The sequence below is a fragment of the Vibrio makurazakiensis genome (assembly GCF_050337375.1).
GTDB classification, from domain to species: Bacteria; Pseudomonadota; Gammaproteobacteria; order Enterobacterales; family Vibrionaceae; genus Vibrio; species Vibrio makurazakiensis.
On record NZ_JAKJSW010000035.1, the window covers coordinates 25,591 to 33,320 of the forward strand.

The 7,730-nt window shown below is 40.7% G+C and carries 7 protein-coding genes; 6 read left to right on the plus strand and 1 reads right to left on the minus strand.

Annotation, left to right across the window (positions count from 1 at the left end):
* Positions 1-294: 294 nt before the first annotated feature.
* Entirely contained in the window at positions 295-1,554 is a 1,260-nt protein-coding gene (locus tag L4C33_RS05975) for a D-amino acid dehydrogenase (protein ID WP_428811526.1), read from the minus strand.
* 202 nt (positions 1,555-1,756) lie between these two features.
* On the opposite strand from L4C33_RS05975, the gene L4C33_RS05980 reads away from it, so the two are divergent.
* From L4C33_RS05980 to L4C33_RS06005, 6 genes are all read left to right on the plus strand, one after another.
* Positions 1,757-2,674, plus strand: coding sequence for a LysR substrate-binding domain-containing protein (locus L4C33_RS05980; protein ID WP_428811527.1), 918 nt, complete (start codon positions 1,757-1,759; stop codon positions 2,672-2,674).
* A 71-nt stretch (positions 2,675-2,745) separates the two neighbouring features.
* Positions 2,746-3,717 carry an ion channel gene (locus L4C33_RS05985; RefSeq protein WP_428811528.1) on the plus strand — a complete coding sequence of 324 codons (972 nt, stop codon included), beginning with the start codon at positions 2,746-2,748 and terminating at the stop codon, positions 3,715-3,717.
* Between the two features lie 906 nt (positions 3,718-4,623).
* Complete coding sequence (locus L4C33_RS05990; protein ID WP_428811529.1) at positions 4,624-4,797, plus strand: hypothetical protein; 174 nt, start codon at positions 4,624-4,626, stop codon at positions 4,795-4,797.
* A 203-nt stretch (positions 4,798-5,000) separates the two neighbouring features.
* On the plus strand, positions 5,001-5,918 hold the full coding sequence (locus tag L4C33_RS05995; protein ID WP_428811530.1) for a hypothetical protein: 918 nt from the start codon (positions 5,001-5,003) through the stop codon (positions 5,916-5,918).
* 94 nt (positions 5,919-6,012) lie between these two features.
* A complete protein-coding gene (locus L4C33_RS06000; RefSeq protein ID WP_428811532.1) occupies positions 6,013-6,786 on the plus strand; it encodes a M15 family metallopeptidase in 774 nt (257 codons plus the stop codon).
* A 301-nt stretch (positions 6,787-7,087) separates the two neighbouring features.
* The coding region (locus tag L4C33_RS06005) for a putative ATP-dependent zinc protease (protein WP_428811531.1) at positions 7,088-7,730 on the plus strand (643 nt) is incomplete at its 3' end.

Genomic DNA, 7,730 nt, shown 5'->3' on the forward strand with positions numbered 1-7,730 from the left:
GTTTACTGTTATGTTTATTTTTCGTTCGATATATTAAGCTTTTTGTAATTCAAATGTTAATTTATTTATCTGTTTTTCCTTTAATGCGTGATGGTGAGCACGAAATTCTGGATTAATGTTAATGACTAGTAACTGATAATTAATATTGGTCTAATGACTATATATATTCGCGCTACCTATCAGATCTCAGCATATAGTTCGGTTAATTGTGGCTATTAAGTGTTCTATTTAGTTCTTAATTTGCATCGAAAAATAGTGTGTTGTGCTGAGCTTAGTTGGTGGTGTATGACCTGGTTAGCCTTGGTTGTATCGCTGAACGCATAGGTCATCGTGTTTAATTGCTGTTGGTGTGTTGGTAACTAAATCGGCTAAAAGCTTTCCTGATCCACAGGCCATCGTCCAGCCTAAAGTTCCGTGTCCGGTATTGGTGAAAAGGTTCTTTATAGGCGTTGAGCCTATGATAGGGGTGCCATCTGGAGTCATAGGGCGTAGCCCCGTCCAATACTCAGCTTGTGAGAGATCTCCAGCTCCGTTAAACAGATCTTTAACGACAAGATCTAACGTAGATGTGCGTTTTTCTCGGATAGAAAGGTCAAAATCGGTTAATTCAGCTGTTCCTGCAACTCGAAGCCTGTTTTCTAAACGGGTTACGGCAACTTTGTAGGTTTCATCCATGATCGTGGATATTGGCGCATGTTCGGTACTTTTTATGGGTAAAGTAAGCGAATACCCTTTAACTGGATAAGTGGGCAGCGAAATAGCTAAAGGTGCTAATAAGTGTGAAGAGTAGCTGCCACAAGCGACAACATATTTGTCTGCGCTTAGTTCACCTTGGCTAGTGGAGACTGATTGGATCTTAGAGCCATTAAAGTTGAGTGAGTGGATATCAGTTTCGAATAGGAAGTTGACTCCTGCTTGTTTTGCCAAAGAAGTGAGTTGTTGGCAAAAGATGAAGCAATCCCCGGTCTCGTCATCGGGAAGGTGTAAGCCACCTACTAATTTGTCTTTCGAATACGCAAGGGCAGGTTCTTTTTTAACACATTCACCTACGTCTAATAGCTGGAATGAAGTACCACTTTGCTTTAATAGCGCCATGTCTTTTTCGATGGCTTGCAGTTGTTTAGTATTCCTAAAGATTTGCAAGGTTCCTAATTGGCGACCTTGATATTCAATACCAGTATTTTTACGTAATTCTGTAAGGCAACCTTGGCTGTAATTGGCTAAACGTAGCATTCTAGCTTTGTTAACGTTGTAACGTGATTCGGTGCAATTGGTCAGCATTTTTCTGGTCCACTTCACCATATTGCTCGACATTTTTGGTTGGATTTTAAGTGGAGCGTGTTGCTGCATTAGCCACTTTATGGCTTTGAACGGAATGCCTGGTGCGGCCCATGGTGACGAATAACCGTAAGATATTTGCCCAGCGTTAGCGAAGCTGGTCTCTTTTGCACACTCAGTTTGTCGGTCGACCACTGTTACCTCATGGCCTTTCTGAGATAAATACCATGCACTTGTAAGTCCTATAACCCCGCCACCTAACACCATCACTTTCATTGTTTATCCTTCATTATCACGCTGACTCGTTTACTACTAATTTGTTTACTGGCGGCCGGCCGAAGTTATGGATTGGTGCCGCATATTCACTTTGTTTTTACTATTAATGACCCTAGGTCTCGGTCGTATTATTGATTAATTTACAAATTGCTAACAATCGATAAGAATTAATCACTGTGTATAGTTTTTCTAAAGGCTAGGGATGAAGCATCTGAAGAGTAATATGGCATCGGCATTAATGACCTTTGTTGAAGTCGGTCATTGCGGTAGCTTAACGAAAGCCGCTAAGTCAAAAAGCTTAACGACAGGTGCAATAAGCCAGCAGTTACTGCAGCTTGAAAGCAATCTAGGGTTACAGCTTTTACAAAGACATTCGCGTGGAGTGACACTTACTGAGTCGGGCATGTTACTTCATCGAGTGGCAGTTTCTAGTTTTGAAGATATAGACAATGTTTTAGACAGTTTAAAAGCTCAATCGCAGCACAGCTCCGAAGTTAGGCTTAAATTGACCCCCTCTTTTGCTTTTAAGTGGTTGGTTCCTAGGTTGGAGGGTTTTCACCGTCTACACCCAGAAATTCAAATTCAAACCTTTGCCGAAGGTGCATTGGTTGATCATGCATCTAACGATTACGATTTAGCGATCGATTATGGTGAGTTACCGTATCGAGACTCAAATGCAACATTATTGTTAGAGGAAAGCCTTTTACCAGTAATGAGCCCAACGTACTTAGAGCAACATGATTGGTTACTCGAACGAGGTGCTGGAAATGAACCTTGGTCTAGGGTCACGTTATTACATGATGCACAGCCGTGGGACGGTGCAGCTCGCGATCATGAGTGGGCATTTTGGGCTAAATCACATGGGCTAAAATTCGAAACTGAACAAGGCCACTTTTTTAACAGAACCGATATGGCGATGTCGGCCGCTGAAGCTGGTGTGGGAATTGCGTTAGCAAGGCAGGCACTGATTCAAGATGAGCTGGAGTCTGGCCGGCTAGTCGCACCATTTTCACCAATTAAGGCCAATGCTGGCTATTTTCTGCTATCGCACTCTAGCTCAAAAGGCAGTCACTTTTTCTCTGACTGGATGATGAAGCAAGTTATCCACCCACATTCATAAAAAATTCGTTTCCCTACGAGAAATGTTACCGCTTGCCTCCTACACTTATCTTTAACTGTGGGAGGTAAGTCATGGATACCGAAAAAAAGACATGTGACTACGTAAATCCGGACGGTTGGCATTGTGAAGAGAAGTGTGGAGATTCAGGCCTATGTTATTGGCATGATCCCAAGGTGGATAAAAGTGGCGACGACGTAAAAGAAAAAGTAGAACGTTGGGCTTTAGAAGGAAAACCGTTAGATGGTTTTCAACTCGCCAAAACAGATTTAAAAGATATTGATTTAGTTAATCGAGGGTGTAAAGAAGGGTACTCATGTAGGGGCGCTGACTTTTATCGCGCGGATCTAACTGACGCTCATTTTTTTGGACTTGATTTACGCGGTTCTTCATTAATGAAAGCGAAGATGTTTCGAGCTAATTTACATTGCGCTCAATTGGATGACTGTAATCTATTAGGTTCAGATTTAGGGCGTTCGAGAATCGATAACATTAAATGGGGTGGCTATTTAAAGCAGGAAACAGAAGCAAAAAAAGCATTGAAACGTGGTGATAAAAATCGGGCGAATTCGTTGTATCAAGAAGCAGAAGAAGTATGCCGTAACATACGTAAGCAGTGTGAGAAACAGGGGTTATTTGAAACAGCAGGTATCTTTTTTAAGAAAGAAATGCGCTTTCGGCGTTATCAAATGCCACGCTTTAGTTTGCAGCGCTTTATTTCAAAAATGGTCGACTTCTTTTGTGGTTATGGAGAGTCTCCATTACGAGTTGTGATGTTCTCAATTGTCCTTATTCTGACCTGCGCCGTTGCTTACTTTTTGCTAGATACTGTAGTAGCTCATTCTGCACAAGGGCACGGGTTAAAATACTTAGCCTTAGAGTTTTTTAACGCGTTATATTTTAGCATTGTGACGTTTACGACATTAGGCTACGGAGATATATCTCCAGTGGGAGCCGCAAGGTTTATTGCTGCTTTCGAAGCCTTTATGGGAAGCTTTACGATGGCTCTATTTGTGGTGGTTTTTGTTAAAAAAATGACTCGATAGTTAACTTGTCTGGTTTTTTGTTGATGGTTTGATGTGCTTTGGTTTCATTGTTCTTGCGGTCAACTGAGCTTTGATTGAATTGTCGGCAGTTAAGCTTTACTGACGTGTAATTAATGGTGAAAAGTGACAGAATACCTACTCTATATCTTGATTTTATAGAGTTAACTTGAAATCACTTCCTCAAAAGAACACAGCTAAAAAATTCAAAAGACGTCGTAAGATATGTCGGACTAAATTATTGCTTCAACAGGCTTTATGGCTGATGCCCTTGACGGTCGGTCTCTTGACAGCTTACGCGCTTAGTAAGTAACAATTTAAGAGCACTTAGCATTTTTTAATCAGATAGTTCGACGCATTTTTTCATCTGAAGTTTATCGATATCCCTTATTTCTTAGTATAGTGCGAACGATTTCTGACGCATTCTCTTCCAAGAATAAGGTGTATCTGCTTCGGGTTTCTTGATCTCCCCAATAACCCACACTAAACCCTTCTAATCTACATGTGCAGAATAACCTGATATCGTTGTATTGAAGCTATATTGCTAGCTAATCAGTTTGTCTGTGACATAGCAAAACGCAGCTTTGCTTTTAGTGCGATCTTTCTGTCTTGTGCTGTTTCGATATTGAACATCTTTTTAATGAATGACATGGAAGTACCAATGTTATGAACAAGATATATCTAAGGTAAGCAATTTCCATTCCAAATGGTTCACCATACTGTATTGGTTGTTTTGTATACGATATGGGGTGTTCTTAGTAAATCTAACACAAGGTGACCGGTGTTCTGGCTAGGGTTTGCCGGTTTTTGGCGGCATCGGCAATGAAACAGGGACTGGTACTGTTGTGTTTTATTCGAGAACATGCAAAATCGCCAAATATTTCAATATTGATAACAAGGTAAAGATATATGGATTGTCCATCATGCGAAGACACTATCGGTTGGGAGTGGGTTGAAGAACAAGCGATAGAGCCTAATGAAGAGTTTGAGTGCCCTGAGTGTGGTGAGTGCTTGATGTATACCATTGACGAGAGTACTTATTATGGTGCTCAGCATAAGACGGTTGAAGTGGTCGACAGTTAGACAAATAAATATGTGGATATCACCTCACAGTACTCATGAAGTAATTTTGGTTATTTAAGGCTTATCGCATAGTTATTGAAACCCCTTGAAATGACTTAGTGGTTTTACAAGTTACCACTCCCGTAACTCTGATTTAAATTACTTACAGATCCTCGCAGAGCGCACTCTTTTGTACCTACACGCAATGGTTAGGAGAAGAGTGTATGAGAAAATCTGTAATAGAGAGCTTTAAGCTAAAAAACAGTGCGGTTATGTACGGTTACAGCTCAGTGAAACATTTAATACTGTTGCTACTGGTTACATCATCCTGTTCGATAACATGGGCATCTGAGATCTGGCAATCGGACATGAGTTACCAAGTTGGTGATATGGTTTCTCATAATGAGCAAGTATTCGTTTCTACGCAGTGGAATAAAGGGAACTTGCCTAATCCTACTGGTAATCATTGGCAAGGCTGGGTTCTCTCATCAGAGAATATCGCCCAATTTGAGTTTGGTAAACATTACGCCAGCGGTGAGCTTGTCTATGTAAATAGTGAGCTTTACTTGTCGAAGTGGGGTAATACGAATGAACGACCAGATATTTCGTGGTATTGGCGAAAGCTGAGTAATCATAGTTCGTTAGATATAAGAGAATACACACCGCAACATCATTCCAATCCAAAGTCGAGAGAAGCGATATTAGGCCAAGACTCAAACCGAAATAGCATTAAAGATGCTTATGAAGTCGCGGTTTTTGAGCAGTATAAGAGTGAAGATCTTCAGCGACTGGCTTTGAATATGTCTTATATATACCGCGCTTTACATCAATTAGAACTCGATGAATCTATTAACCTACTTGAAGAAGAAGCAACGGACTTGTTTGTTTCATTGTTTGCATGGGAAACATGTATGGAACATCTTCAAGTCGAAAAAGTACGAACCTCTTATGACGAACTGAAATTACCAAGGTCTTTATACCTCGATAATATTTACAGCGCGCTGTTTTTCAGACTAGGACAGAATGAGGCTTTTCGTGATTTGAATGGWGAGTTTGATTTTTATGATCAGAATGCACTAGAAAGTCACTGTGAGTATTATGATTTAGAAACCGAATTGATAGGCAACTACCATTCGATCTAACATCCAATATCGCTTTCTACCTAAGAACGGAACCGCTGAAATGAAAATACCGCTTACTTTATTCACTTCATTATTTGCCTCGCTCGCTTTATTTATGTCGACAATGACTTACGCAGAGTTAGCACCTATTTCAAAGTGGCAGTGTGAGATGATGAAAAAGCAAGGTGTACTCAATAAGGGATCGCCTGTTGGTTGCGAACGACTCGTTAAAGTGGATTTTGACTTCATCAATTTTGAAGGAGATATAAAGCGAGGAAACTTGATTGTGCTTGATGTTGTGGCTCCTTCTGTCGAATTTATTTTCCTTGAGCTTAAGCAGAGTAACTTTCCTTTATATTCAGCTCGTCTAATGCGTGAATTTAAAGGTGATGATAATGCCTCTATGGATGCGAATAACAGTAGTGCATTTAATGCTAGGCCGATCACCGGAGGGGCGAATTGGTCTAAGCACGCCTATGGTGTCGCTATTGATATAAACCCTGTGCAGAATCCATTTTTAGAATTTGATGAAAATGGAAAAATAACAGTCAAACCTCCTCAATCCGTTAAAGCTTACGTAAACCGAACTCAATATAGAGCACGAGATCAAATTGAACGCAAAGGCATGGCGGAAGAAGTTGTGGGTGTATTTGCCCACCATGGATTTTTAATTTGGGGAGGGGATTGGAACACACCAATCGATACCCAACACTTTGAAGTTGGCTCAAGGAAATTCGTGCAACGACTTTTGTCAAAATCACCAACCGAAGCCAAAGGCATATTTGAGCGTTACACCGAATATTATCGACAATGTTATGCGAAAAATAAAACGAAAGGCTCAGAAAAAGCCAGAGCGATATGTGCTAGACAAACCGTGGGCGAATTTTAGTGCTATGTTTATCTAGAACCGTTTACGTTTTAGCAAGTTAAATCAGCTTATGGTGTGCTTCGGATACCTCAGGTCAGCTCTTACGGGGTGACCTTTTTTTATTTTTGTCTGATATTCAGCCTAGGATGAAAGAGTGCAGAGTATCCATTTGTCAAAAGTTGATAAGGTAATATTGCGAAAAGTCATCGGTTTGTCATTGAAAATGCCATAGCGTTAACGTTATGCAAGAACCATAACTGGTGGGGGAACTCTTCGCTGAAACACCAGTATTATTAGTGAACTGATCACAACGGACCAACTAATGAAAAAAATACCTTTGGCTCTAACTTTACTAAGCTCTTTACTTTTTTCACAATATTCATTGGCTACTGACACATCACACACAACTCAAAGCCCAGCCTATGAGCTTGACGGAAAAGCGGTATTAGGCCGGACGGAGAATGTTTATCTCACGAACGTCAAAGGTCTAAGACACGTTCCTTTTATCGGTAAAATTGATACTGGTGCTGAAACAACATCGATGCATGCTGAAGATATTCATGTGAAGAGCACACATGCCGACTTCAAGGATCTAAAAGATGAAGAGTTGATGGCTGCTATCACAGAAGATATCTTGAACAAGAAAGAAGTTAATTACGATGATTGGGACGGTAGCACTTTTGCCAAATATAAGGCTGTAGTGACTTTTAAAGTCCAGAACCCGCGTACGGGTGAAAAGGTAGTGATAGAAGAACCGCTAGAACGCGTCAGTATGATCCGTAGTCGTACTAGTAGCACCCCTTTACTTCGTCCTACCGTAAAGTTATCTGTAWGTATTGCTGATCAAGAGTTGAAAACGGACGTTAATCTAACTGATCGAAGTCACTTTTCGGCCCCTATTCTAATTGGTAAAACCTTTCTAGCTGACAATGCTTTGGTATTTGCAGGTTACGACTACCTGCAAG

Coding starts and splice junctions, on each gene's coding strand:
- L4C33_RS05975 (WP_428811526.1), bottom strand. CDS start 1,554: ATGAAAGTGATGGTGTTAGGTGGCGGGGTTATAGGACTTACAAGTGCA.
- L4C33_RS05980 (WP_428811527.1), top strand. CDS start 1,757: ATGAAGCATCTGAAGAGTAATATGGCATCGGCATTAATGACCTTTGTT.
- L4C33_RS05985 (WP_428811528.1), top strand. CDS start 2,746: ATGGATACCGAAAAAAAGACATGTGACTACGTAAATCCGGACGGTTGG.
- L4C33_RS05990 (WP_428811529.1), top strand. CDS start 4,624: ATGGATTGTCCATCATGCGAAGACACTATCGGTTGGGAGTGGGTTGAA.
- L4C33_RS06000 (WP_428811532.1), top strand. CDS start 6,013: ATGTCGACAATGACTTACGCAGAGTTAGCACCTATTTCAAAGTGGCAG.